The following is a 23486-nucleotide window of genomic DNA, read 5'->3' on the forward strand; positions in this document are numbered from 1 at the left end:
GGTGCGCCGACCCCGCCACGCGGGCCGTATATGGGGGCCCTTCCCCCATGCGACACCGAGAACCCGACGGGCACCGTGGGGGCGGCCCGGCGCACCGGCGGTGCGCCGGGCCGATCGACGGACGCAATCGAGAGGGAGTCCATGGGAAGAAAAGCGTTACTCAGGGTCCTGGTCGTCGCGGCGACGGCCGCTTCCGCGGTGACCTTGACCGGAGGGCCCGCGAGCGCGGCCACGGGCGTGTCCAAGAGCGGGACCAACGTGGTCGTCAACGCGGCGGCGGGGCGCGCCAACAACATCACCGTCGGCCTGTCCGGGAGCAACGTCGTCATCCAGGACACCGCCGACACGCTGACCGCCGGCGTCGGCTGCACCCTCCAGGTGAACGGCTCGGTGGTCTGCCCGGTGAACCTCAACACCGACACGGTCGTGGTCAACGCCGGTGACGGCAACGACATCATCACCAAGACCGGCAACGTCCGCGGCGACCTGAAGGGCGAGTCCGGCAACGACGTCATCAACGGCGGCCCCAGCCCGGGCAGCAACATCCTCAACGGCGGCACGGGGAACGACACCCTGAACGGCGGGGTCACCTTCGACCTCCTCATCGGCGGCACGGGCGCGGACCGGCTCAGCGGCGGGGGCGGCACCAGCGACATCGCCAGCTATCTGGAGAGCGGTTCCGGAGTGGTCGTCGACATCGACAACGCCGCCGACGACGGCATCGGCGGCGAGGGCGACAACGTCCTCACGGACGTGGAGATCGTCTACGGCAGCCCGTTCGGCGACACGCTCACCGGTGGTACGGCGGGCGACATCCTGTCCGGCTTCGGAGGCAACGACCTCCTGGTGGGCGGCACCGGCAACGACACCCTCGTCGGTGGCGCCGGCGGCGACACGCACAGCGGAGGCGCCGGCAACGACACCCTCGACGCCGTGGACGGCGTGTTCGGCAACGACTCCCTCAACGGGGGCACCAACACCGACACCTGCACGGCCGACACGAGCGACACGAAGACCGCCTGCGAGGCGTGAGGTGACGTGAGGTGACGCGGCGGGGCCGGATCGCGCAGAGCCGCGACCCGGCCCCGCTGGTGCCGCCGCCGAAGCCGATGTGCAGAATTCGGCCAGGACGCGACTGCCTACGGCCGAAAACGTCCCTTTCTCCCGAGCCGACGGGGCTCGCGGAGTTGGCGAACAGCAGGAGGGGGACGAACCATGAACGTGACGCCGAGGAGGACCCGCCGCAGACCCGGTTCCGTCCGGACGATGCTGCTGAGCCTCTGCGCCGCCGGAGCGCTGGGGCTCAGCGGCTGCTCGGGGGACGGCGGCACGGAGACCGCCGACGGGGACGTGAAGACGAGCGCGACGGCGACGAGCGGGGCACAGGACAAGGCCGACGGCAAGAGCGGGGGTACGGCCGGGACGCCCGGCGCGAAGACGTCCGCGGGCCCTGGCGACGATGCCGACAAGTCCGGAGCCGACCCGGACACCCCTTCGGAGCCGCCCGCCTCGGAGGCGACGGACTCCACGGGCCCGGACGGTGGCGGCGGCGCCGGTGACGACTGCGACCACAAGATGCCCATCTCCCCCGACGAGATCGCCGTCTACCGCTACACCCCCGAGGGCGGGTCCCTGAGCCTGATCGTCAAGCACGGCAACTGGGGGTGCGGCACCCCCGACTCGGACGGCGCCCCCTTCGAAACGGTCGGCAAGGAGACCTACATCCCGCTGGACCAGGCCGCGGACATCACCGTGACCACGCCCATCGTGGAGAGCACGACGAACCAGCCCATCGGCGTCCAGGAGTTCCTGGACTGGCTCGAGGCCCACCCGAACTCAGGACTCGTCTTCACCTACCACCTCGGCGACGACGGAGCCATCGACCGCCTCGACGAGGTCTTCACCCCCTGATCACACCCCCGATCGAGCACTCTCGCCGCGCCCGAAACAGGACAAGGAGGGATAATTTACCCATTGCGGCGACGCATGAGCGCCGTCCCCATCGCCCACGAACAGACAGGTCGGACCATGTCCAAGAAACCACGTTCGTCCGAGCCGCCGCACGGCAAGGGCCCCAGCCGTCACCGGGGCACCGAGCACCACGGCTGGTCGCCCGATGTGGACGAGACCCGTCAGCAGGACAACCCGAGCGCCCCACGCTCCTTCCGTACGGCCGAGCACGCCGAAGCGGCGGGCCGGGGCCGGAAGAAGTCCGCGGAGGAGACGAAATCCGTCCCGGGCGACACGGTGAAGAGTGACGGGACGCGCGGCGAGGAGTACGGCGACGCCGACGAGAAGGGCCGCCGCGACACCGGGCGCAAGGGCCGCTCCCAGCGCCCCAGCGGCACCAAGGACGCCGCCAGCAAGACTGGCGTGGACCCGCAGGACCCGTAGAGCCGCGGGATCGGACGACTGAAGTCGAGGCGGCTCCGCGGGCCCCAGGCCCCGCGGAGCCGCCTCGACACGGTCAGCCCACGCCAGCCGTGCAGCCGTGTCAGCAGATTCTCGGCAGTTGCTCCCCGATCGGCAGGTCGACCACCCGTGTGCCGCCGAGCCCGGTCCTGGCCACGACCATGCCGGGATGGTCCTCGACGGCCTCGCCGATGATCACGGAGTCGGTGCCCAGGGGGTGGGCGCGCATCGCCTCCAGCACCGCGTCGGCGTGCTCGCGCGGGACGAAGGCCACGAGCTTGCCCTCGTTGGCGATGTACATGGGGTCCAGCCCGAGAATGGCGCAGGCGTTGGCCACGGCGGACGGGACCGGGACAGCGCGCTCCCGGACGACGACCCCGGTGCCCGAGGCCGCCGCGATCTCGTTGAGCGCCGCCGCCAGGCCGCCCCGGGTGGGGTCGCGCAGGACGTGCAGGTCAGGGGTGACGGCGAGCATCGCGTCGACCAGACCACCGAGGGCCGCGCAGTCGCTCTCGATCTCGACGCCGAACTCCAGCCCTTCCCGCACGCTCATGATCGCCACCCCGTGGACGCCGATGGCGCCGCTGACGATCACGACGTCGCCGGGGACGACCCGCTGGGGCCGCAGATCGACGCCGGCCGGGACCAGACCGATGCCGGCCGTGTTGACGAAGACCCCGTCGCCGTGGCCGGCCTCCACCACCTTGGTGTCACCGGTGGCCACCTCCACCCCGGCCGTGCGCGCGGCCGCGCCGAGCGCACGGGCGACCCGGCTGACCACGTCCAGCTCGACGCCCTCCTCCAGGATGAACCCGCAGGAGAGGTAGGCGGCGCGGGCGCCGCGCATGGCGAGGTCGTTGACGGTGCCGTTCACCGCGAGGTCGCCGATGCTGCCGCCGGGGAAGAACAGCGGCCGCACCACGTAGGAGTCGGTGGAGAACGCCAGCCGGGCCCCGCCCAGCGCGAGAACGGCCGCGTCACCCATCTGGGCGAGCACCTCTCCGCCGTAGGCCGGCGCGAAGATCTGCTCGACGAGTTCGGCGGAGAGGGCTCCCCCGCCGCCGTGGCCCATGACGACGCGGGGCCTGTCGCGGACGGGGGCCGGGCACGTCCACCCTTCGATGTCGAGGGTGGCGGGGAGTTCGGTGGTGTCAGACAACGGGGCTCGCCTCCCGGGCCTTGACGGCGGGCACGTCCAGCCGCCGGTAGAGGTAGTACGCGGCGCAGGCTCCCTCGCTGGAGACCATCGTGGCCCCCAGGGGCGTACGCGGTGTGCACAGCGTGCCGAAGGCCTCGCACTCGTGCGGCTTGAGCAGCCCCTGGAGGACTTCTCCGCTGCGGCACTCGGCGGGCTCGACCGTCCGGATCCCGCCGACCTGGAAGCGGTGCTCGGCGTCGTGGTCCCGGTACTTCGGCGCCAGTCGCCAACCGCTGTCGGGGATCACCCCGATCCCGCGCCAGGCCCGGTCGGTGACCTCGAAGACGTCCTCCAGCATGGCCCGTGCGGCCTGGTTGCCCTCCGGGCGGACGGCGCGGGCGTAGGCGTTGTCGACGGTGTGCTCACCGCGTTCCAACTGCCGCACGGCCCGGCGTACGCCTTCGAGGATGTCCAGCGGCTCGAAGCCCGTCACGACGATGGGGACGCGGAAGCGTTCGGCGAGTTCCGGGTACTCCCCCACGCCCATCACGCTGCAGACGTGCCCGGCGGCGAGGAAGCCCTGTACCCGGCAGCTCGGCGAGGACATGATCGCCTCGATGGCGGGCGGTACGCGGACGTGGGACACCAGCATGCTGAAGTTCTCGACGCCCAGCTTGCGGGCCTGATGGACCGTCATGGCGTTGGGCGGCGCGGTGGTCTCGAAGCCGATGCCGAAGAACACCACCTGGCGGTCCGGGTTCCGCTGGGCGATCCGCAGCGCGTCGAGCGGCGAGTAGACGACCCGTACGTCGCCGCCCTCCCCGCGGACCTGGAACAGGTCCCGGCCGGTGCCGGGCACCCGCAGCATGTCGCCGAAGGAGCAGAAGATCACCTCCGGTCGTGAGGCGATCTCCAGTGCCTTGTCGATGACCTCCAGCGGGGTCACGCACACGGGGCAGCCCGGCCCGTGGATCAACTCGATCTCGTCGGGGAGGAGTTGATCGAGGCCGTGCCGGATGATGCTGTGCGTCTGCCCTCCGCACACCTCCATCAGGGCCCACGGTCTGGTCACCGTGGCACGGATGTCGTCGAGGAGCCGTCGCGCCAGCTCCGGGTCCTGGAACTCGTCGATGTACTTCACCGGTCACGCACCTCTTCCGCCGACACCTCTGCCGCCGACATTTCCGCCAACCGCGCCTCGGTCACCGGGCCCACGCCCACCGGATCCACGCCCGCCTCCGCCGCCGCCATTTCCCAGGCATCGCCGAACTCCTCCTGCAGCATGCCGAGTTCGGCGAAGAGTTCGAGCGTCTGCCGGGCCGACTCCTCGTCCAGTCGTTGCAGGGCGAACCCGACGTGGACGATGGCGTACTCGCCGACCCGCAGGTCGGGCAGATACTCCAGGCACACCTCCTTGACCACGCCGCCGAAGTCGACGGTGGCCATCCGGGTGCCGTCCCGTTCCTCGATGTCCAGCACTCTGCCGGGTACCGCCAGGCACATGAGCCTCTCCTCGCTGTGGGTCGCGCGTGCTTCAGTCGGTGGGAGTGGATGCGGTCCGGGCGGCCACCATCAGCTGGCCCAGCGCCAGACCGCCGTCGCCCGGCGGGACCAGGTGGTGCCGCAGGACCGTGAAGCCGTCCCCGCGCAGGGCGGAGGCGCAGGCCGACGAGAGCAGCGTGTTGGCGAACACGCCTCCCGTGAGGACGACCGTGTCGAGTCGGTGCCGCTCCCGCGCCCGTCGGCACATGGCGTGCACCAGCGCGGCCACGCCCCGGTGGAAGCGGGCCGCGATCAGTGCGGGTTCGACGCCCGCGCGCAGGTCGTCGACGATCGCCGCGATCACGGGCGCCGGATCGGCCCGTACGGCACCGCCGTCGCCGTCCTCCGGGTCGTGGAGGGCGAAGGCGTACGCCGCGGTGTCCCCGTCCGGTGCGCACAGGGCGGCGGCCTCCCATTCGACGGCGGCCTGCGCCTCGTAGCCGGCCCGGTGGCAGACCCCGGCGAGGGAGGACACGGCGTCGAAGAGGCGGCCCATGCTGGACGTGGGGACGCAGTTCAAGGAGCGCTCCAACTGCCTTCGCAGCAGCAGCAGTTCGTCGGGCGGGCAGGCCGCCGTGCAGGCGAGGTCGTCGGTCCAACCGATGCCGGCCGCTCTCAGGTGGGCCAGTGCCATGCGGTACGGCCGCCGCACGGCCGCGTCGCCGCCGGGCAGGGGAACGTACGCGAGATGCCCGAACCGGGTGAAGCGGTCGTAGTCGGCGAGCAGGAACTCCCCGCCCCACACGGCGCCGTCGTCGCCGTGGCCCGTGCCGTCGAAGGCGACGCCGATGACCGGCCGGGTGCCGTCGAGCCCGTGCTCGGCCATCGCGGCGGCGATATGCGCGTGATGGTGCTGGACGCGTACGACGGGTCGCCGGGCCGGGTCGCGGTCGGCCCACCGGGCGGAGCGGTAACCGGGGTGACGGTCGGAGACCAGGGCCTCGGGCCGCACCCCGGTGAGCGACTCCAGTTGTGCCGTCGCGTGGTCGAAGGCCCGTTGCGTGCCGAGGTCGTCCATGTCGCCGATGTGCGCCGAGAGCCAGGCGTGGCGGCCGGAGCCCAGACAGAAGGTGTTCTTCAGGTCGCCGCCGACAGCCAGGGCGGGCCGCACGGGCAGCGGGAGGGCCAGCGGCAGTGGCGCGTAGCCACGGGAGCGGCGGAGCATCAGGGGCTCCCCGTCGCAGACCCGGACCACGGAGTCGTCGCACGGGACGTGGATCGTCCGGTCGTGGGTGAGCCAGGCGTCGGCCAGGTGCGCGAGCCGCTCCAGTGCCTCGGTGTCGTCGGTGACGATCGGCTCCCCGGACACGTTGCCGCTGGTCATGACGAGCAGCCGAGGGCCGTCCGCGTCGCCGGGCAGGCCGAGCAGCAGATGGTGCAGGGGTGTGTACGGCAGCATCACGCCGAGGTCGGGGCTGCCGGGCGCGACGGCCTCGGCGGGCCGGACGTCCCCGGTGGCGTACGACGGCCGCGGGCGCCTCCGCATCAGGACGACCGGCCTGGCCCGGCTTTCGAGCAGGCTCTGCTCCTCGGGGCCCAACCGCACGAGGTGCCGGACGTCGTCCGTCGTCCTGGCCATGACGGCGAACGGCTTGTCCCCGCGCGCCTTGCGGCGCCGCAGCAGGTCCACGGCGGCCTGGTTCGTCGCGTCGCAGGCCAGGTGATAGCCGCCCAAACCCTTCACGGCGAGGATCGCGCCCCGCGCCAGCAGGGTGCGCGCCTCGACGACCGGGTCCGCCCCGTCGGCACTCCTCGTTCCGCCCTCCTCGCCGACGAGCAGCCGCAGCCGGGGCCCGCAGGCGGGGCAGGCGACCGGCTGGGCGTGGAAGCGCCGGTCGGCCGGATCCTCGTACTCGCGCGCGCAGTCGAGGCACATCGGGAAGCCGGCCATGGTGGTGTGGGCCCGGTCGTAGGGCACACCCGTGACGATCGTGAAACGCGGGCCGCAGTGGGTGCAGTTGACGAACGGGTGGCGGTACCGGCGGTCCGAGGGGTCGGCCAGCTCGGCGAGGCAGTCGGCGCAGGTGGCGGAGTCCGGGGAGATCAGGGTGCGGGCGGGTCCGCCGGTGTGGGAGGCGAGGATGGTGAAGGTCGTCCCGCCGACGGGGGCCAGCTCGCGGTGGTCGACGGAGTCGACGCGGGCCAGCGGGGGCGCCTCGGCGGCGATGCGGGCGCAGAACCGGGCCACGGCCGAGGCGGTGCCTTCCACCTCGACGACCACGCCCTCCGGAGTGTTGGAAACGTGTCCGGCCAGAGCGAGTTCGGTGGCGAGGCCGTACAGGTAGGGCCGGAAGCCCACGCCCTGGACGACGCCCCGGACGGTGACGCGGCGGCGCAGCCGGATGTCCTCGCTGACGGCGGCCGGGGCATGCGGAACGGTCACGGCTGGGGGTGTGCCATGGCTTCGACGGCCTCCGGATGCGCGGGGGTGGCGCCGTGGATGTGGCCGTGCGCGTGTTCATGGGTGTGGCCATGACCATGGCTGTGGTCGTGGCTGTGACTGTGGTCGTGGCCGTGGTGGTGGGGCTGTCGGGCCATGACCGGTGTGTGGACGGGTCTGCCGTCCGCGGCGGCCAACGCCCGGTCGAGCAGCGCGCCCACTCCCCAGCCCCGGCGTGCCGAGGTCAGGATCACCTCGACGCCGGGGTTGACCTGTTCCAGGTTCTTGCGGAACGCGAACTCGTCGAACTCGACGGCCTCCGCGAGGTCCGTCTTGGTGACGACGACCAGCTGGGCGAGGCCGAAGGCGGTGGGGTACTTGAGCGGCTTGTCCTCGCCCTCCGTCACGGAGGCGAGGGCGACCCGCAGCGTCTCCCCCAGGTCGTAGGAGGCGGGGCAGACGAGGTTGCCGACGTTCTCCACGAACAGCAGCCGCACGTCGTCGGGCAGCCAGCCCTCCAGGTGCCCGGCGAGCATGCCCGCTTCCAGATGACACAGTCCGTCGGTGAGCACCTGCTTGACCGGGACGCCCGAGCGCGCCAGGCGGATCGCGTCGTTCTCGGTGGCGAGATCGGCGCTCAGCGCCGCCACGGGGACGGACCGCTCACGCGCCCGCAGCAGTTCCTGCTCCAGCAGCGCGGTCTTGCCGCTGCCCGGGCTGGACAGCAGATTGACGACGGCGGTGCCCCGGGCGGTGAGTGCGGCGCGCAGTTCGTGGGCGCTCGCGTCGTTCTTCGCGAGTACGGCCTGACGCAGGTCGGCGACACGGCACATGGTTCAGCTCTCCTCGGAGATCGGTTCGCGGGTGGGTGGCTGCGCGGGGCCGCCGTCCTCCCAGCGCACGTCGACGATGCTCAGTTCCCGGCCCGCCAGCAGATCGGTGCGTGTGCCGCCGCACGCGGGACAGGTGAGCAGCGGCGGCATGCCGACGGCCCACTCGTGTGCGCAGGGCGTGCAGCGGGCCCGCCCCGGCACCGCCTCGGTGATCAGCTCGGCGCCCTCCAACAGGGTTCCGGCGCAGGCCAGTTCGAAGCAGAAGGTGAGGGAGTCGGGTACGACACCGGCCAGTTCGCCCACCTGGAGCCGTACCGAACGGACCGCCGTGACGTCTCCGGCCCGGTCGGCGGCCTCCGCGACCTGGTCGACGACGGCCAGTGCGACGGACATCTCGTGCATGGGTCTGTGGTCCTCCCGCCGCCTGTCTTCGCCGGGGTTCATTACAGGCGTGCGCGTCCGGGTCCCCCGGCCCGGCGCGCCGTCACGGCTCGCCGGGTACGCCGTTCGACGCAACCGGCAACCGACAACCGCACGGCACGCCGGTCGGCACCGGGCTTCACATCCGACGGATGCGCAGGTAGCGCCTGAGGTCCGGCAGGACCCCGGCGGCGACGGCGACCAAGGCGGCCGTGGCCGCTCCTCCGATGACGATCTTCTTCATTCCGTCTCTCCTCATGTCGAGGCCTCAGCGGTTGAGGCCCGCACCACGGACGGCTCGCCGTTCCGCAGCAGCTCATCGATCAGCCGGACGGCCTCCGGCACGGCGGTGGACACCGGTGTGCTGAGTCCGACGCGCTCGTCCACCGAGGCCGGTTCGCATCCGACGACCAGGACGCGGCGGGGTGGCTCGCCGCCGGTCCCCACGCAGAGGGTGTGCAGCAGCGCCAGGACGGTGTCGGGGGTCATCCGGTGGCCGTCGAGGGCGGGGGCGCCCGGCGTCGGGTCCGGGGCTGCTTGAGCGGGGTCGTCGTGCTCGATCACGTACAGCGTGCCGGGCGCTCCGCCGCGTGCCGTGGCGTCGACGAGGATCAGGGTGTCGTAGCCGTCGAGGAGCTGGTAGGCGAGGTGCACCCCCCGCACGCCGATGTCGACGACCTCGACGTGGTCGGGCAGGTCGCGCTCGGTGAGGCGGCGCACGGTCTCCACGCCGAAGCCGTCGTCGCCGAGGAAGATGTTGCCGATGCCGGCGACCAGGGTTCTGGGCTTCGACCGCGCGGAGGGGGTCATGCGTCGTCCTCCAGCGGGGTGACCTCGTCGGGCTGGAAGTACAGGTAGCGTCCCTGCTCGCGGCGGATGTCGGCGCCCGGGTCGCCCTCGACCGTGACGGCCAGGTGGACCCCGCCGTCGACGTCGTGCAGCACCGCCTCGACCACGGCGGTGCGCCCGCGCAGGAAGATGTCCTGTGCGTCGGTGCGGCGCAGCCCTGGGTGCAGTTCGACGCGGCTGCCCTTGCCGACCGACCGGCCGTCGACGACCACTCGGTCCCGCGTCGGGTCGAAGCCCGCGTCGCTCGCGGGGTCCCACCAGGGCGTGTCGGGCCGCTGGACCCCGTACTCGTCGGGGAAGCCACCGCCGGGGGCCGCGAAACCGAGGTCGGGGGGCACGAAGCCTGGGCCTGGGGCGGCGGGGCCTGGGGAGCCGGCGTCGGGGCCGGTCACCTCGCGCAGGCTGCGTACCGCGCCGTGCAGCCGCTCCAGGACCTCGGCCGGCATGGAGTCGGCCAAGTCGATGACGGCGGCGGCCCGTTCGTCGGTCCCCCGGGCCTCGCGCTTCTCCTCGTCGGTGAGGGCGGCGGTGCGCAGCGCGAGGATCTCGTCGATCTCGGTGGCGTCGTAGAGCGCGCCGGGGCTCTCCGGCGCGATGGCCGGATGGTCCTCCAGGATGATCGGCGAGGACAGCACGAGATCGGCACGGCCGGGTTCCCCGGCGAGTACGGGCCAGGTGTGCAGGTTGCGGCAGACGGCGACCGCGTCCCTGGCCCACTCCGGGGGGTCGGTCATCGACAGGAACGATCCGGCGTCGAGGGCCATGAGCAGGTGGGTGGCCACCAGGGAGTGGGGCAGCGCCGCGTCCCGGTCGGCGCCGTGTCCCTCCGGCGGTGTCCAGCCGCTGGTGTTCTCGACGACGGCGGTCAGGCGCAACACCCGGTAGGGGCCGTCGAGTTCGCGGGCGGACAGCCGCACCGTCCCGTTGATCTCCTCACGACGCCGCAGCAGCCGGCCGACGGTGCGGCCCGCCGCGTCCAGGACCGGTGCGGTGTCCTCCCGGGCCGGGCGGTGGAAGGGGTGGGTGACGCCGTCGCCGAGGAGTTGCTCGACCGGCGCGATCACCTCGACGCGTTCCTCGACGCCCTCGTCCCAGGGCACCAACAGCCGGTCGTCCAGGTCGAGTTCGGCGACCGTCTCGAAGCCTCCGTCCGGGAGCGCCCGCTGCACGGTGCGCCGCCGGGCGTGCAGGAAGCGCACCTCGACCGAGAGGGTGGCGCCCGCCTTCGGCTCCATCAGGCACTCGGTGTGCTGGAAGTCGTGTTCCTCGCACTCGGCGCCCCAGGCGGGTGGCACGAGCACCCCGAACTGCCAGCGCAGCCGGTTCTTGGCCGCCGAGGCACGGTACGGGTAGAGGACGTAGCCCTCGAAGAGGACGGCGTCGGCCACCTGCCGGGCGAGGGCGAACCGCTCCTCGGTCTCGGCGGCGAACGCGGTGAGGGTCACGTGTCGGTCCTTCCGGTGGTGCCGGTGAGGGCGCGCAACGGGTCCCTCGCGGGCACGTGCGTGGCGCGGCTCTCGTCGAGCAGGGCCTCGAGGGTCGCCTCCCAGGAGGACAGCGCGTGCCGGGAGCGGTAAGCGAGGAGGGCGTCCATGGTGTCGCGGGGCAGCCGGATCCAGCCGCAACCGGGGAAGTGCTGCTCGACCATCTCCCGCCAGGTGGCGACCGGCATGCGGAAGGCGGCCTCGCGGTCCCACGGGACGGGCTCGACCCGGAAACCGCCGGCGCCGGTGAACGCCGTACCGGAGAACAGCATCAGCAGCGGGACCTCGCCGTCCGTGAGGGCGGCGAGGTAGCGGCTGGCGGCGATGTCCATGTCGTAGGTGCAGGGCACGACGAGGTCGACGTCGGTCTCTCCCGTGAAGCTGGGCACCATGAGCGCGACCTGCGCGAACTGCACCGGTTGGAGGCTGCTGCCCCAGCGTGAGCGCTCGCCGAAGAGGTCGGTCAGGCCGTCGGCCTCGGCCGGCTCGTACGCCCGGCGGGCCGGCTCGATACGGATCTGGCAGCGCAGCGCGACGGCGTGCACGTGCGCGTTGTCGGCGGCGGTGACGCGCAGCCGGAAGACGAGCGTGGGTCCGGCGGCGAACCGGTCGGCGCGGACGCCGGTGCAGGCGAAGGAGAACTCGGTCATGGGCGCGCCGCCTCGTCCACGGGGCGGGCGCGTCGTGCGACGTCCGCGAAGAACGCGTCGAGGGCGGCGCGGGCCTCGGCTCCGCCGTCGAAGCCCTGCCACAGCAGGCGCATGCGGCCGACGAGTTCGTAGCAGATGTCGATGGGGACGAGGTGGCACTCGCAGCGGCCGTCGGTGCGGTGCAGCAGCAGCGCCTCGACGTCGGGTTCGAGGAGTTCGGCGAGGCGGCTGCCGGCGAGGACGTCCGCCCAGGTCGCCGGGTCGAGTTCGCTCTCGGTGGCTCCGGCCGGGCTGGGATACAGGGCGACCAGCCGGTCGAGTGCGGCGTTGCGGAAGAGGAAGGCGACGCCGACCGGGATCTGCAGCGCCTCCCAGGCGCTGTCGTCCAGGTGGTGTGCGGGGTCGGTGAGGTAGCGGGCGGGGACCGTGCGGAAGCGGCCCGCGGCGGCGCCCGGCTGTTCCATCAGCAGGGCGCAGGGGCCGCAGGCGCAGACGAGGGCGCGTTTGTCGGTGTCGACCAGGTGGCGGTGGTCCTCGGGCACCACCACCGCGCACAGTTCGCAGCGCTCCTGCGGCGGTGGACGCTCGGCGAGGAACCGCCGCAGGCCGGCGCCGGGCCCGGTGGTGAGCGTGGGCGCGTTCGTCGCGGTCATCGGGCCCCCGCCGGCGCCGAGCCGATCTGGAGGAGCGGGGGTTCCACGGGGGCGGTCTCGACGTGGACGGCCATGACCTCGGGAGCGAAGCAGGCCAGTGCCGCCTCCGCCGCCTGCCGGGCGTCCGCGCCGGAGCCGCACCCGCAGCCGCCGGACGCCCGGGCACGCACCCTCAGCGTGCCGGTCGACTCGTCGAGGTCCATGACGTCCAGGGTGTGGTCCCGGACGGTGTCGAGGGCGCGGGCGATGCGGGTGTCGCGGTCCTCGGGGTGCAGGTCGTGCAGGACGAGGAGGCTCGCGACGAGTTCGTCGCCGAGCAGCCGCGCCGACGGATCGCCGGGCGCGGAGGACAGCAGGTGGAGGATGCGGGCCAGCCCCGCACCGTAGAAGTCCATGAGGGAACGGACCAGTTCCTCGGCCGCCGCGGTGACGGCCGGGTCGCCGCTCGCGGCCAGTCGGTCGAGCACCTCCTCGACCCTGCGTCCGGTCTGCTCCGCGGTCACCGGCGCCGTCGCCGTCGGCGCGCTCATCCGCCCAGTCCGCTCAGGCCGGTGGGCACGTGCATCGACTTCACGGTTCGGCCGTCGCCGACGTACATGTGGACGCCGCAGGGCAGACAGGGGTCGAAGCTGCGGACGGCGCGCATGATGTCGATGCCCTTGAAGTTCTCCGGGGTGTTCTCCTCGAAGATGGGCGTGTTCTGCACGGCGTCCTCGTACGGGCCGGGTGTGCCGAAGGTGTCCCTGGTGCTGGCGTTCCAGGGGGTCGGCGGGTACGGGTGGTAGTTGGCGATCTTGCCGTCGCGGATCACCATGTGGTGGGAGAGGACGCCGCGGACGGCCTCGGTGAAGCCGACGCCGATGCCCTCGTCCGGGACCTCGAACTTCTCCCAGGTCTGCAGGCGTCCGGCGCGGACCTCCGCGAGACCCTTCTCCGCGCAGTGCAGGGCGACGGCGGCTGCGTACGCCTGGAAGTAGGTACGGGCGCGGTTGCGTTCGAGCGCGTTGGACCACTGCGGGATCTTCCACTCGAAGGTGGTCTCCGGCTTGGTCATGGTGCGGGGCAGGTTGATGACGACGCTGTGGCCGGTGGCCTTGATGTAGCCGATGTCGACGAGGCCGGAGAGGGCGGTGGACCACAGGCGGGCGATGGGGCCGCCGCCGGTGTCCAGGGCGAGGTGGTCCTTGCCGTCGAACCAGCGCGGGGACATGACCCAGCTGTACTTGTCGTCGAAGTTCCGCTTCTGCGGGGCCGGGATGGTGTGCTGGTTCCACGGGTGGCGCGGGTCCACCGGGTTGCCGAGCGGGTCGTGGGTGACGAACTGCTCCTGTCCCTGCCAGTCCTCGTAGTAGGAGCTGCCGAGCAGGATGCGGATGCCGAGGTTGATCTCGGTGAGGTCGTTGGTGACGAGTTTGCCGTCCACGACGATGCCGGGGGTGACGAACATCTTCCGTCCCCAGTCGGTCATGTTGGCGTAGGTGAAGTCGCAGTACTCGGGGTCGTTGAGCGCGCCCCAGCAGCCGAGCATGACGCGGCGGCGGCCGACCTCCTCGTAGCCGGGCAGGGCCTCGTAGAAGAAGTCGAACAGGTCGTCGTGCAGGGGGACGACGCGCTTCATGAACTCGACGTACCGCATGAGGCGGCTCATGTAGTCCGTGAAGAGCTGGACGGAGGCGATGGTGCCGACGCCGCCCGGGTAGAGCGTGGAAGGGTGCACATGGCGGCCTTCCATCAGGCAGAACATCTCGCGGGTGTAGCGGCTGACTTGGAGCGCCTCGCGGTAGAACTCGCCCTCCAGGGGGTTGAGCGAGCGCATGATGTCGGCGATGGTGCGGTAGCCGTGCTCGGCGGCGTGCGGGGCCTCGGTGCGTTCGGCGAGTTCGAGGACCCCGGGGTTGGTCTCCTTGACCATCTTTTCGCAGTAGTCGACCCCGACCAGGTTCTCCTGGAAGATGTTGTGGTCGAACATGTACTCCGCCGACTCACCGAGGTTGATGATCCACTCGCCGAGGTGCGGGGGCTTCACGCCGTACGCCATGTTCTGCGCGTACACCGAGCAGGTGGCGTGGTTGTCGCCGCAGATGCCGCAGATGCGGCTGGTGATGAAGTGGGCGTCGCGGGGGTCCTTGCCGCGCATGAAGACGCTGTAGCCGCGGAAGACCGACGAGGTGCTGTAGCACTCGGCGACCCTCTTCTGCTTGAAGTCGATCTTCGTGTGGATGCCCAGGGAGCCCACGATCCGGGTGATCGGGTCCCAGGCCATCTCCACCAGGCCGTTGCCGTCGCCGGCCGTCTTCGTCTTCGGTGCCATCTGGGTGCGTGCCCTTCGTTGCGTCATTGCGCGGGAGGTGGGGGGTGGGGGTGCACGAGGCGGGGAGCCGCTATGCGTGGGGACCGTTCACCACGGGGGCCGGTATCCGGTGGTGATCTTCTCGCCGGTGCGGCGCCACTTGGGCTCCTTGTCCACGGTCCTGGCGGTGATCGACCGCAGTTTGCGGACCACGGCGCCGTATGCCGTGCTGGTGCCGCTGGACACCTTGGCGCCGGGCGGCTCGTCCATGAACGGCATGAACTTGTCGGGGAAGCCGGGCATGGTGCAGGCGATGCAGATGCCGCCGACGTTGGGGCAGCCGCCGATGCCGCTCATCCAGCCGCGCTTGGGCACGTTGCACTTGACGACCGGCCCCCAGCAGCCGAGCTTGACCAGACAGGTCGGCGAGTCGTACGACGTCGCGAACTGGCCCTGCTCGTAATAGCCGGCGCGGTCGCAGCCCTCGTGCACGGTGGCCCCGAACAGCCACGTCGGGCGCAGCTTGTCGTCCAGGGGGATCATCGGGGCGGCGCCGGCCGCCTGGTAGAGCAGGTAGGTGAGCGTCTCGGAGAAGTTGTCCGGCTGGATCGGACAGCCCGGGACGCACACGATGGGGATGCCCGCGTGGGACTTCCAGTCCCAGCCGAGGTAGTCCGGGACGCCCATGGCGCCGGTCGGGTTGCCCGCCATGGCGTGGATGCCGCCGTAGGTGGCGCAGGTGCCGATGGCGACGACCGCGAGGGCCTTGGGGGCGAGCCGGTCGATCCACTCGCTGGTGGTGATCGGCTGACCGGTCTCCGGGTTGTCCCCGAAACCGCACCAGTAGCCCTCGGGCTTGATCGCCTCGTTGGGGATGGAGCCCTCGACGACCAGGACGAACGGGTCGATCTCGCCGCGCTCGCCCTTGAAGAACCACTCGATGAACGTGTCCGAGCCGCCGATGGGGCCGCATTCGAAGTCGATGAGCGGCCAGTGCACGGCGACCTTCGGAAGACCTGGCAGCACACCGAGCACGATCTCCTCGATGCTGGGCTGCATGGCCGCCGTCAACGCGACCGAGTCGCCGTCGCAGCTCAGGCCCGCGTTGATCCAGAGGATGTGGATCGTGGGCGTTTCGTCGGCGGGCGTGCCGCCCGCTTCCGCGGCATCGAGTGTGCCCGGCGTCGCCTCAGTCATGGGACCGCCTCCTGGGGAGGTAAGGGATGAAAGCCTGTATGTCGACCGTCGCTCTTCTTCGTATCAGCGGTTCGACCGCGACGGGACGGCAGCGGGGGCCGTTCCGGTGACTGCGGTGGAGGAGGGCATCGGGGCGGTGCGCGCAACCCGGGTCGGATCGAGGTGCGGCGGGGTGTGCGACGGCCGTTCCTTACGGACGAAGGCACGGCGCAGCGCGTGGTAGGGGGCGTCCGGGTCGTCGAAGGTCCGGCGCATGACGGCCAGCTCCCGCTCGCGGTAGCCGGCCAGTGGGGTCGTGCTCTCCAGCCGGTCCAGCTCCGTCTTCTTGGCGGAGATCCGTGACGCCGTGGCCGGAAGGGAGGCCAGCCGTGCGGCCAGGTCGCCGACCTGCCCCGCGAAGGCGTCCGGGCCGCTGTCCACGACCCGGTCGACGAGCCCGAGCCGCAGGGCGGTCGCCGAGCTCACCGGGAGTGCCTCGTCCATGAGCCGTTCGGCCGTCGCGGGCCCCACCCGGCGCGGCAGGGTGTGGGTCCAGTACTCCGAGCCGTACAGGCCCATCAGCCGGTAGTGCGGGTTCAGGACGGCTCCCGAGCGGCACCAGACCTCGTCGGCCGCCAGGGCGAGCATCACACCGCCCGCGGCGGCGTTGCCGGCGACCGCCGAGACCACGAGCCGGTCGGTCGTCGTCAGGACCGCCTCGACCAGGTCGTCGATGGCGTTGATGTTCGCCCAGGACTCGGCGGCGGGGTCGGCGGCGGCCTCGATGACGCCCAGGTGGATGCCGTTGGAGAAGAAGTCCCGCTCGCCGCCCAGCACCAGCACCGTCGTGGGCCGTGCGCAGGCCTCCCGGTAGGCGTCCAGGAGACGGCGGCACTGTTCCGTGCTCATGGCGCCGCCGGGGAAGGAGAAGGCGAGGTGCCCGACGTTCCCGTCCTCCCGGTAGCGGATGTCCGACCAGGTCCCGTGCGTGTTCTCGGGCAGGCGGGGCAGGGGGTGCTCGGGCAGCGGGGGCAGCCGGTCGCCCAGGGCCCGTACGGCGGGCAGCTTGAAGGTGGGCGGCTGTCCGGGCACCCGCCGGGGCCGCAGCTCGGGGATCCACACGGCGCCGTCCCTGGTGGCCCGGCAGATCGCTCCGGCGCGGGTGGCCAGCAGTTCCCCCGGCCGTCCGCGCAGCACGCCCTCGGCGTGGCCGCCGTGCAGGTACCACTCCCCGCCCAGCAGCACGTCCAGCACTCCGGGCTGCGAGTCCGCCGCCCTCAGCTTGCGCAGGACGTCCTGGGTGGCGTCGTCGGCCCAGTCGATGCGGCGGACGCTCTGGTCGAGGTAGGGACGGGTGCGGGGACGTGGGTGCGGCACGGCGCCGACGTCCGCGGCGGCAAAGGCATCCGCATCGGCGGCGGCATCGGCGGCGGTGTCGGCTGCGGCATCTGTCCGGTCCTGCTTCAGCGGTGCGTAGGTGCCGCCCGCGAAGCGCTCCACCGCGAGGAGCACGGCCTCGATCGCGGCGTCGGCGATCTCGCCCCGGTACAGCTCGCTCTTGGGCACCGGAGGAACCCGGCAGGGCACGGAGGCCCACACGTCGCCGGCGTCCATCTCCGCGTCGGCCTGGAGGACGGTGACGCCCCACCGGTCGGCGCCCTCGTGGATCGCCCAGTCCAGGGAGGACGGCCCCCGGTCGCCCACCGGGCCGGGGTGGACGACGAGACAGGTGTACGCCGACCAGACCTCCTCGGGGATCGCCGTCCGGAGCATCGGCGACACGATGAGCTCCGGCGCGTGGCGTCGCACCGCCTCCGGCAAGTGGCCGCCGGGGAGGGCCAGTTCGACCGCCACGGTGTGGCCACGGTCGCGCAGTTCGGCGTGGGTGCGCTGGGTGAGGCTGTTGAACGCGCTGGCTAGGAGCAGGATGTGCACGGCTGCCTCCGGGCGGACGAACGGCAGGCAGGGATGACCGCCGACCGAGATCCTCGGCCAGGGCTGCCCGCCGTCCCCGGCGACAGACGGTGAGGTCATCCGAAAGCGGGCGCCCATCCGCCGTCCGGCCTCACCTGGCCGCCCCTCCCCCGTCGGCTCGGCGACGGGGGCGGGTCACCGCCGGCGCAGACCGCTGGTGATGCGCTCCCAGGGGGTGCGGGTGGCTCCGAAGTGGGTCTCGTGGGTCCAGATGTGCGTGCACGACGGGCACTGCAGGTGCAGCAGGCTGCCGACGTTGGAGAGCAGGTAGCGCCAGTGGTCGGAACAGGTGCGGCCCTGCTCGCAGGCTCCGCATCCCTGGTGGTCGGCGCAGCTCGGGCAGGCCACCCAGGCGCGGCGCCCGATGTCGGCCTGCGGGTCAAGCGGCAGCATGACCGCCGCCCTCTCGCGGCAGCACACCGGCCGCGACCAGTTCGTCGTAGACCCGCCGCTGCTCCGCGTCGAGGCCGGAGTAGAGCAGTCGGTACGCCGTGTCCTCGTCGCGCAGGGCGGCGACGGGGTCCCAGTCGTCGCCGAGGGCGTCCAGGACGTGGGCGCGCCGGAGCATCTCGTGCGAGGTGAGGTCGATGTCCAGATCGGCCGTCGGAGAGGCGTCGGGGCGACCCGCGGCGGCATCGCTCGCCGTGTCGGGCTCGTCCGGTTCGCCGGGAAGGGCGCGGTCATGGAGGGACATGCGACCGAACGTAGGGAAGCGGCGCGCGCTCCGGCAAGGGCAGGTGGGGGAAGTCACAGCAGGTCCGGGGCGTGCGAGGCGGCCTCGGGCCGGGGCGGGGGCGTGGTGTTCCCGGGTTACAGGTGGGCGAAGAGGTCATCCAGCGGGGCGGGCACCTGCTCCGGGGCGAGGGCTTCGACCAGGAGGCGGCCGTATCGGATCTTGCGGCCCTTTCTGGTGCTCATGAAGCGCCGCAGCTGCTGATGCCGGGGGCGGCCGTGCTGGGCGGGCTGCTGCAGGAAGGTCTGCCAGGGGCGGGACTCGTCCTCGGCGTGGACGATCTCTTCGACCCGCTCGGTGCCCAGGGCGCGGATCAGCTCGTCCTCCAGGTCCGCCGAGCAGACGAAGACGGCGTGGCGCGGGGTCGAGGACGGGGCGAGGCTCCGGTCGAAGAACGGCTTCTCGCGCTCGTCGCACAGACCGAGGAGGCGGAGACCGAGGCCGGAGGGTCCGAGCAGCGCGGCGTAGCGGCCGACGCTCATGGCACCGCCCATCGACAGGACGCACACCCCCTCGGCGGCCAGGTCACGTCCGCGCCTCTCGGCCAGTGCCTCGACGGCGGCGAGGTCGCTCAGCCCTTCCAGCAGGACGACCGTGTGCACGCCCACCGGCTCCGCCAGGCCCCTCGCCGACCCGCCGGCGCCTCCGCCGGCCCAGCGGGTGACCTCGTCCCGGAACATGCTCATGTCCACCATGTCTGGGAGTCTGCTACGCCCACCGTTGCCACCGCACGCGATATTCGGCGGCGCGAGCGCCGTCATCAGGGCGGAATCACCGTGGAGTTGACGGGATCGGCCCCCGAGCGCGGGCCCGGTCTCCGGTCGGCGGGCCCGGGAGCCCGCGGGCCCGTCATGCGGCCTCGCGGAGCGCGGCGGGACGCTTCGGTCGGGCGCGCCGCACCAGGGATGCCGCCGCGCTGTCCCAGTCGGGGTACGCGAAGGAGAATCCTGCGTCGCGCAACCGGCCCGGCACCACGCGGCGGCTCTTGAACAGCAGTTCCGTGTCCGAGCGCAGGGCGAAGGCGCCCAGCTCGGCCATCCCCCGGGTCGCCGGGAGACCCACCGGGACGTTCCAGGCCGTGCGCAGCGCCCGCATGAACGCGCGGTGCGGCAGGGGGTGGGGCGAGGCGAGGTTCACCGGACCGTCGAGGTCGTCCCGGGCGATCAGGAACTCGACGGCCCGCACGAAGTCCTCGTCCTGGATCCAGGAGACGTACTGCGCGCCGCCGGCCACCGGGCCGCCGAGCCCGAGGCGTACCAGCCGTGACAGGACGTCGAACACACCGCCCAGGTCCGGGCTCATGACCATCGCCGAGCGCAGGGCCACCTTGCGGGTGGCGGGGGTCGGCGCCTCGGCCTGCGCCCGCTCCCAGTTCTTCGCGATCTCGACGCTGTACGCCCAGTAGTCCGGCACGCCGGTCTCCGCGCCGCCGATGACGCCGGTTGCCTCGTCGTGGGGCGCGTCGAAGCGGTGGGCGTAGATCGTCGCCGTACTCATCTGGAGCCAGACGCGCGGCGGTCGCGCGGCGGCGGCGATCGCCTCGCCGACGACCCGCGTCGAGGCCACCCGGGAGTCCATCATGGCCCGCAGGTTCTCGGGGGTGTAGCGGCAGGAGACGCTGCGCCCGGCCAGGTTGATCACGACGTCACAGCCGTCGACCGCCGTGGCCCAGGGGCCGAGCGTGGCCCCGTCCCAGCCGACGTCGTGCGCCCGCGTGGGTCGCCGCGTCACCACGGTGACCTCGTGACCGGCCGCTGTCAGCGCACGGTCGAGAACCGCGCCGATCTGTCCGGTCCCCCCGGGCAGCACCACCTTCATCGAACCCTCCTCGCTCGGCTCGACTCCAGGGTAACCGCTTTTTGAACGCGTTCAACATGGTGCCGTGAGTTCCCGCTCCCGGTGCGACTCAGGAAGGCGCGGCGGTGCGGGAACTCACGGCTGGACGGGGTGCCGGATCAGCGGATCTCGGTGACCCGCTGTTCCTTCAGGGAACCGCAGTTGGAGTTCTCCACCGACACGTAGACGTTGTCGATGCTGCCGCCCCAGTTCACGCAGAAGTTCCTGCCGTAGACGTAGGCCGGTCCCGCGTACGAGCTGTAGTCGTCGGCGTCGCCCGCGTACTCGTCCGTCGCGGGGATGTAGACCCACGTGGACATGGGCTTGAGCGTGCCCGGGTTCTTGCGGATGGTCGCGACGCAGTTCTCGCCGTTCGACGCGTTGTAGGTCAGGTAGACGGTGCCCAGCGAGCCGACGGGCGCCGAGTTCACCGTCTTGTAGGCCTTGCCGCAGACACCCTGCGGGGTGACGTTCGGCGCGGCGGAGGCCGCCGTGGCGAAGGCGGTCGAGGCGCCCACCGCGAGTGCGGCTAAGGCCCCCATCGTCACGACATTACGTACCTTTCTCATATTTCCCCCTTGTAGCCATGAGAGCGCCTTTGCTCTCACAGGATGTGACCCACGAGGGGGACGAATGGTTGCCCCGGTCTTCCACTGAGGTTCGCGAGAGTGTGCGCGGCCCTGGTCAGAGGGTGAGAAGTTCTTCGTGGAAACCGCCGAACTCGCGCTCGGGGTCGACGAGATGGATCTCCAGGATCCAGTGGCAGCGGCGCCCGGCCTTGTCGGTGCGGCGCATCGGGGTGGTGTTGGCGGGGGCGATGTACGACTCCACGTCCGCGCCGTCGATCCACTCGTGCGGGAACTCGCCGACCAGGTGGCCGGCGTGCCAGCCGCCCAGCTCCCACCCCGCCTCGGCGGCCAGCCTCTCCACCTCGGCGTACAGCCGCGCTCCGGTGATGTACGGGTCGGCCTCGAAGAACCTGCGGCCGACCGCGAAGACGCGTGACAGATCGCCGCGGAGTCGGTGCTTGACGGGGTCGTCGCCGAGAACGAAGGTCCGGCCGAAGTCGGCCTCGTACTCCTCGAAGATCGGGCCGAAGTCGGCGAACACAATGTCGTCCGTGGTGATCACCCGGTCCGGCGGGTTCTCCCGGTAGGGCTTCAGCGTGTTGGGGCCGGAGCGGACGATCCTCTTGTGCCAGTGGCGGGTCGTGCCGAACAGTTCGTTCGCCAGGTCCCTGACCCGGTCACTGACCGCGCGCTCGCTCTCGCCGGGGGCGACAAGACCGCGCTCCTCCATCTCCGCGAAGAGCCGTACCGCCTTCGCCTGGGCGTCCAGGAGCCGTGCCGCGCGCGTGGGTTCGTCGTCCGCCATGAGCCGACCGTAGTGAGAGAGATCGCTTCCGGCAACGGGATTTCACCGACCGGCTTCGGGGGCGTTTCTGGAAGCGTTTCCAGGAGTGTCCGCGCGGGTGTTCCGATGCGCCAAGGCCTGTGTACTCGCGGAATATTGACGCTTCGTCAGCCTTGACGGTCGTCTCGGGCGGTGCTTCCATCACAGGCGTGTAAACGGTTCAAGTCCCCGCGGTACGACTCGTCGACGGTTCCGTTCCGGCACAGGAGGGTGTGATTGTCATGCGCATGACTTTCACAGGGCCGTGTGTGCCGTGCTGGCCGTCGGGGCGGCCGGACTCACCTCGCCCGGCGCGGGCACGGCCGTGGCCGACGACACGCCGAGGGTTCAGGCCGCGCGGGTGATGGAGAACCTCGGGCGCGGGGTGGTGGCGGTGCGCTCCGGCTCGTCAGCACCTGGAACCACGGCGCCGTCACCGCCGCGCAGGGCGGTCCCACCCTGGTCGGTGACATCCTCGGCGACTGGCGGGAGGAGGCCGTCCACACCAACGCCTCCCACGACGAGCTGATCGTCTTCACCACCGACCGGCCCACCGCCACCCGGCTCCACACACCGGCCCACGACCCCGCCTACCGCAACGCCATGACCTTCAAGGGCTATCTGCAGTCCCACCACGTCGACAACTTCCTCGGCGCCGGCATGACGCGGCCGCCCCGGCCGGACATCGCCTACGCGGGAGGCGGTCCGCTCACGTGGTCCCGCCCCGTGGGCCTGCTCGACGCGCCACCGTCGGGTCGCTACCCGCCCGTCAGCTGCCGGACGGGGGCGCCGTCGAGGAAGGCGACGACGTCCTCCACCGCCTCCCCGTAGAAGGTGCGGTAGTTGCGCTCGGTGACATAGCCGAGGTGCGGGGTGGCGAGGACGTTGGGGAGGGTGCGGAAGGGGTCGTCGGCGGGGAGGGGCTCGCTGTCGAAGACGTCGAGGCCCGCGCCGGCGATCCACCCCTCGCGCAGGGCGCGCAGCAGTGCCGTCCGGTCGACGATGGCGGCGCGCGAGGTGTTGACGAGATGCGCGTGCGGGCGCATGGCGCGCAGTTCCGGCTCGCCCAGCAGGCCCCGGGTGCGGTCGGACAGGACGAGGTGGACGGAGACGAAGTCGCTGCGGCCGAGCAGGTCCCGCTTGTCCTCAGCCAGTCGGGCGCCCACCTCGGCCGCCCGCTCGGCGGTGAGGTTCTCGCTCCAGGCCAGGACCTCCATGCCGAAGGCGGTGGCGACGCGGGCCACCCGGCTGCCGATCTTGCCCAGCCCGAGCAGACCGAGGGTGCGGCCGTGCAGGTCCTGGCCGACGGTGGACTGCCAGGGGCCGTTCTCGCGCAGGGCCCGGTTCTCGACGGTGACCTGGCGGGCCAGACCGAGGAGCAGCGCCCAGGTCAGTTCGACGGGAGGGGTGGGACTGCTCGCCGTACCGCAGACCGTCACGCCCTGGGCCCGTGCCGCCGCGAGGTCGATGGAGGCGTTGCGCATGCCGGTGGTGATCAGCAGGCGCAGGCGGGGCAGTCGGCGCAGGAGGTCGGCGTCGAAGGGCGTGCGTTCCCGCATGGCCACGACGATCTCGCAGTCGGCGAGTTCGGCCACGAGCCGGTCCCGGTCGGTGATGTGCTCGCGGAGCGTGCGCACCTCGACCCGGTCGGCGAGGGGGCTCCAGTCCGCCAGGGTCAGGGCGGCGTCCTGGTAGTCGTCCAGCACGGTGCAGTGGAGGGTCAT

26 protein-coding genes are annotated in these 23486 nt (G+C 71.9%); 4 read left to right on the top strand and 22 right to left on the bottom strand.

Going from position 1 to position 23486, the window contains the following annotated elements:
* Window positions 1-198 precede the first annotated feature (198 nt).
* The 3 genes from L3078_RS44500 to L3078_RS01645 all read left to right on the top strand — a co-directional run bounded on the left by L3078_RS44500 (window position 199) and on the right by L3078_RS01645 (window position 2394).
* Window positions 199-1032, top strand: a complete 834-nt coding sequence (locus L3078_RS44500) for a calcium-binding protein (RefSeq protein ID WP_275593112.1) — start codon at window positions 199-201, stop codon at window positions 1030-1032.
* A gap of 183 nt (window positions 1033-1215) precedes the next feature.
* Window positions 1216-1911 carry a hypothetical protein gene (locus L3078_RS01640; RefSeq protein ID WP_239750137.1) on the top strand — a complete coding sequence of 232 codons (696 nt, stop codon included), beginning with the start codon at window positions 1216-1218 and terminating at the stop codon, window positions 1909-1911.
* A gap of 117 nt (window positions 1912-2028) precedes the next feature.
* Window positions 2029-2394: a hypothetical protein gene (locus L3078_RS01645; RefSeq protein ID WP_239750138.1), complete on the top strand. Its 366-nt coding sequence runs from the start codon at window positions 2029-2031 to the stop codon at window positions 2392-2394.
* Window positions 2395-2494: 100 nt separating this feature from the next.
* Here L3078_RS01645 and hypE read toward each other — a convergent pair whose 3' ends face one another.
* From hypE to L3078_RS01745, 21 genes are all read right to left on the bottom strand, one after another.
* Complete coding sequence (hypE, locus tag L3078_RS01650) at window positions 2495-3571, bottom strand: hydrogenase expression/formation protein HypE (RefSeq protein ID WP_275593113.1); 1077 nt, start codon at window positions 3569-3571, stop codon at window positions 2495-2497.
* The gene (gene hypD / locus L3078_RS01655; protein WP_239750139.1) at window positions 3564-4691 is read right to left on the bottom strand and encodes a hydrogenase formation protein HypD; all 1128 of its coding nucleotides are present in this window, start codon (window positions 4689-4691) and stop codon (window positions 3564-3566) included. The genes hypE and hypD overlap by 8 nt, the downstream gene beginning before the upstream one ends.
* Window positions 4688-5053 (bottom strand): HypC/HybG/HupF family hydrogenase formation chaperone, encoded by a 366-nt coding sequence (locus L3078_RS01660; RefSeq protein WP_239750140.1) that lies wholly within the window; start codon window positions 5051-5053, stop codon window positions 4688-4690. The genes hypD and L3078_RS01660 overlap by 4 nt, the downstream gene beginning before the upstream one ends.
* Window positions 5054-5084: 31 nt before the next feature.
* Entirely contained in the window at window positions 5085-7475 is a 2391-nt protein-coding gene (gene hypF, locus L3078_RS01665; RefSeq protein ID WP_239750141.1) for a carbamoyltransferase HypF, read from the bottom strand.
* Window positions 7472-8305: a hydrogenase nickel incorporation protein HypB gene (hypB, locus tag L3078_RS01670; RefSeq protein ID WP_239750142.1), complete on the bottom strand. Its 834-nt coding sequence runs from the start codon at window positions 8303-8305 to the stop codon at window positions 7472-7474. The genes hypF and hypB overlap by 4 nt, the downstream gene beginning before the upstream one ends.
* Window positions 8306-8308: 3 nt before the next feature.
* The gene (locus L3078_RS01675; RefSeq protein WP_239750143.1) at window positions 8309-8707 is read right to left on the bottom strand and encodes a hydrogenase maturation nickel metallochaperone HypA/HybF; all 399 of its coding nucleotides are present in this window, start codon (window positions 8705-8707) and stop codon (window positions 8309-8311) included.
* 157 nt (window positions 8708-8864) lie between these two features.
* A complete protein-coding gene (locus L3078_RS44855) occupies window positions 8865-8969 on the bottom strand; it encodes a DUF6893 family small protein (RefSeq protein WP_420864028.1) in 105 nt (34 codons plus the stop codon).
* An 11-nt stretch (window positions 8970-8980) separates the two neighbouring features.
* Window positions 8981-9535 carry a hydrogenase maturation protease gene (locus L3078_RS01680; RefSeq protein WP_239750144.1) on the bottom strand — a complete coding sequence of 185 codons (555 nt, stop codon included), beginning with the start codon at window positions 9533-9535 and terminating at the stop codon, window positions 8981-8983.
* A complete protein-coding gene (locus L3078_RS01685) occupies window positions 9532-11019 on the bottom strand; it encodes a hypothetical protein (RefSeq protein ID WP_239750145.1) in 1488 nt (495 codons plus the stop codon). Before L3078_RS01685 ends, L3078_RS01680 begins: the two co-directional genes overlap by 4 nt.
* Window positions 11016-11708 (bottom strand): DUF6084 family protein, encoded by a 693-nt coding sequence (locus L3078_RS01690; protein WP_239750148.1) that lies wholly within the window; start codon window positions 11706-11708, stop codon window positions 11016-11018. Before L3078_RS01690 ends, L3078_RS01685 begins: the two co-directional genes overlap by 4 nt.
* Complete coding sequence (locus L3078_RS01695; protein ID WP_239750150.1) at window positions 11705-12361, bottom strand: DUF5947 family protein; 657 nt, start codon at window positions 12359-12361, stop codon at window positions 11705-11707. Before L3078_RS01695 ends, L3078_RS01690 begins: the two co-directional genes overlap by 4 nt.
* Window positions 12358-12891: a hypothetical protein gene (locus L3078_RS01700; protein ID WP_239750152.1), complete on the bottom strand. Its 534-nt coding sequence runs from the start codon at window positions 12889-12891 to the stop codon at window positions 12358-12360. The genes L3078_RS01695 and L3078_RS01700 overlap by 4 nt, the downstream gene beginning before the upstream one ends.
* Complete coding sequence (locus L3078_RS01705) at window positions 12888-14672, bottom strand: nickel-dependent hydrogenase large subunit (RefSeq protein WP_239750153.1); 1785 nt, start codon at window positions 14670-14672, stop codon at window positions 12888-12890. Before L3078_RS01705 ends, L3078_RS01700 begins: the two co-directional genes overlap by 4 nt.
* Window positions 14673-14759: 87 nt before the next feature.
* The gene (locus tag L3078_RS01710; protein ID WP_239750154.1) at window positions 14760-15848 is read right to left on the bottom strand and encodes an NADH-quinone oxidoreductase subunit B family protein; all 1089 of its coding nucleotides are present in this window, start codon (window positions 15846-15848) and stop codon (window positions 14760-14762) included.
* A gap of 63 nt (window positions 15849-15911) precedes the next feature.
* The gene (locus tag L3078_RS01715; RefSeq protein WP_239760167.1) at window positions 15912-17762 is read right to left on the bottom strand and encodes an enoyl-CoA hydratase-related protein; all 1851 of its coding nucleotides are present in this window, start codon (window positions 17760-17762) and stop codon (window positions 15912-15914) included.
* Window positions 17763-17936: 174 nt separating this feature from the next.
* A complete protein-coding gene (locus L3078_RS01720) occupies window positions 17937-18194 on the bottom strand; it encodes a hypothetical protein (protein ID WP_239750155.1) in 258 nt (85 codons plus the stop codon).
* Complete coding sequence (locus tag L3078_RS01725; RefSeq protein WP_239750156.1) at window positions 18181-18495, bottom strand: DUF6400 family protein; 315 nt, start codon at window positions 18493-18495, stop codon at window positions 18181-18183. The genes L3078_RS01720 and L3078_RS01725 overlap by 14 nt, the downstream gene beginning before the upstream one ends.
* Window positions 18496-18611: 116 nt before the next feature.
* The gene (locus tag L3078_RS01730) at window positions 18612-19229 is read right to left on the bottom strand and encodes a TOPRIM nucleotidyl transferase/hydrolase domain-containing protein (protein ID WP_239750157.1); all 618 of its coding nucleotides are present in this window, start codon (window positions 19227-19229) and stop codon (window positions 18612-18614) included.
* Between the two features lie 154 nt (window positions 19230-19383).
* Complete coding sequence (locus L3078_RS01735; protein WP_239750158.1) at window positions 19384-20352, bottom strand: TIGR01777 family oxidoreductase; 969 nt, start codon at window positions 20350-20352, stop codon at window positions 19384-19386.
* Window positions 20353-20489: 137 nt separating this feature from the next.
* Window positions 20490-20939 carry a spore-associated protein gene (locus L3078_RS01740; protein WP_239750159.1) on the bottom strand — a complete coding sequence of 150 codons (450 nt, stop codon included), beginning with the start codon at window positions 20937-20939 and terminating at the stop codon, window positions 20490-20492.
* A gap of 115 nt (window positions 20940-21054) precedes the next feature.
* On the bottom strand, window positions 21055-21744 hold the full coding sequence (locus L3078_RS01745; RefSeq protein ID WP_239750160.1) for a M24 family metallopeptidase: 690 nt from the start codon (window positions 21742-21744) through the stop codon (window positions 21055-21057).
* A 285-nt stretch (window positions 21745-22029) separates the two neighbouring features.
* Between L3078_RS01745 and L3078_RS01750 the strand changes: the two genes are divergently transcribed.
* A complete protein-coding gene (locus L3078_RS01750; protein ID WP_239750161.1) occupies window positions 22030-22593 on the top strand; it encodes a rhamnogalacturonan lyase family protein in 564 nt (187 codons plus the stop codon).
* Here L3078_RS01750 and L3078_RS01755 read toward each other — a convergent pair.
* Window positions 22521-23486, bottom strand: coding sequence for a D-2-hydroxyacid dehydrogenase family protein (locus L3078_RS01755; protein ID WP_239750162.1), 966 nt, complete (start codon window positions 23484-23486; stop codon window positions 22521-22523). The two genes, L3078_RS01750 and L3078_RS01755, sit on opposite strands and share 73 nt — an antisense overlap.

It is taken from the genome of Streptomyces deccanensis, from assembly GCF_022385335.1.
Lineage (GTDB): Bacteria > Actinomycetota > Actinomycetes > Streptomycetales > Streptomycetaceae > Streptomyces > Streptomyces deccanensis.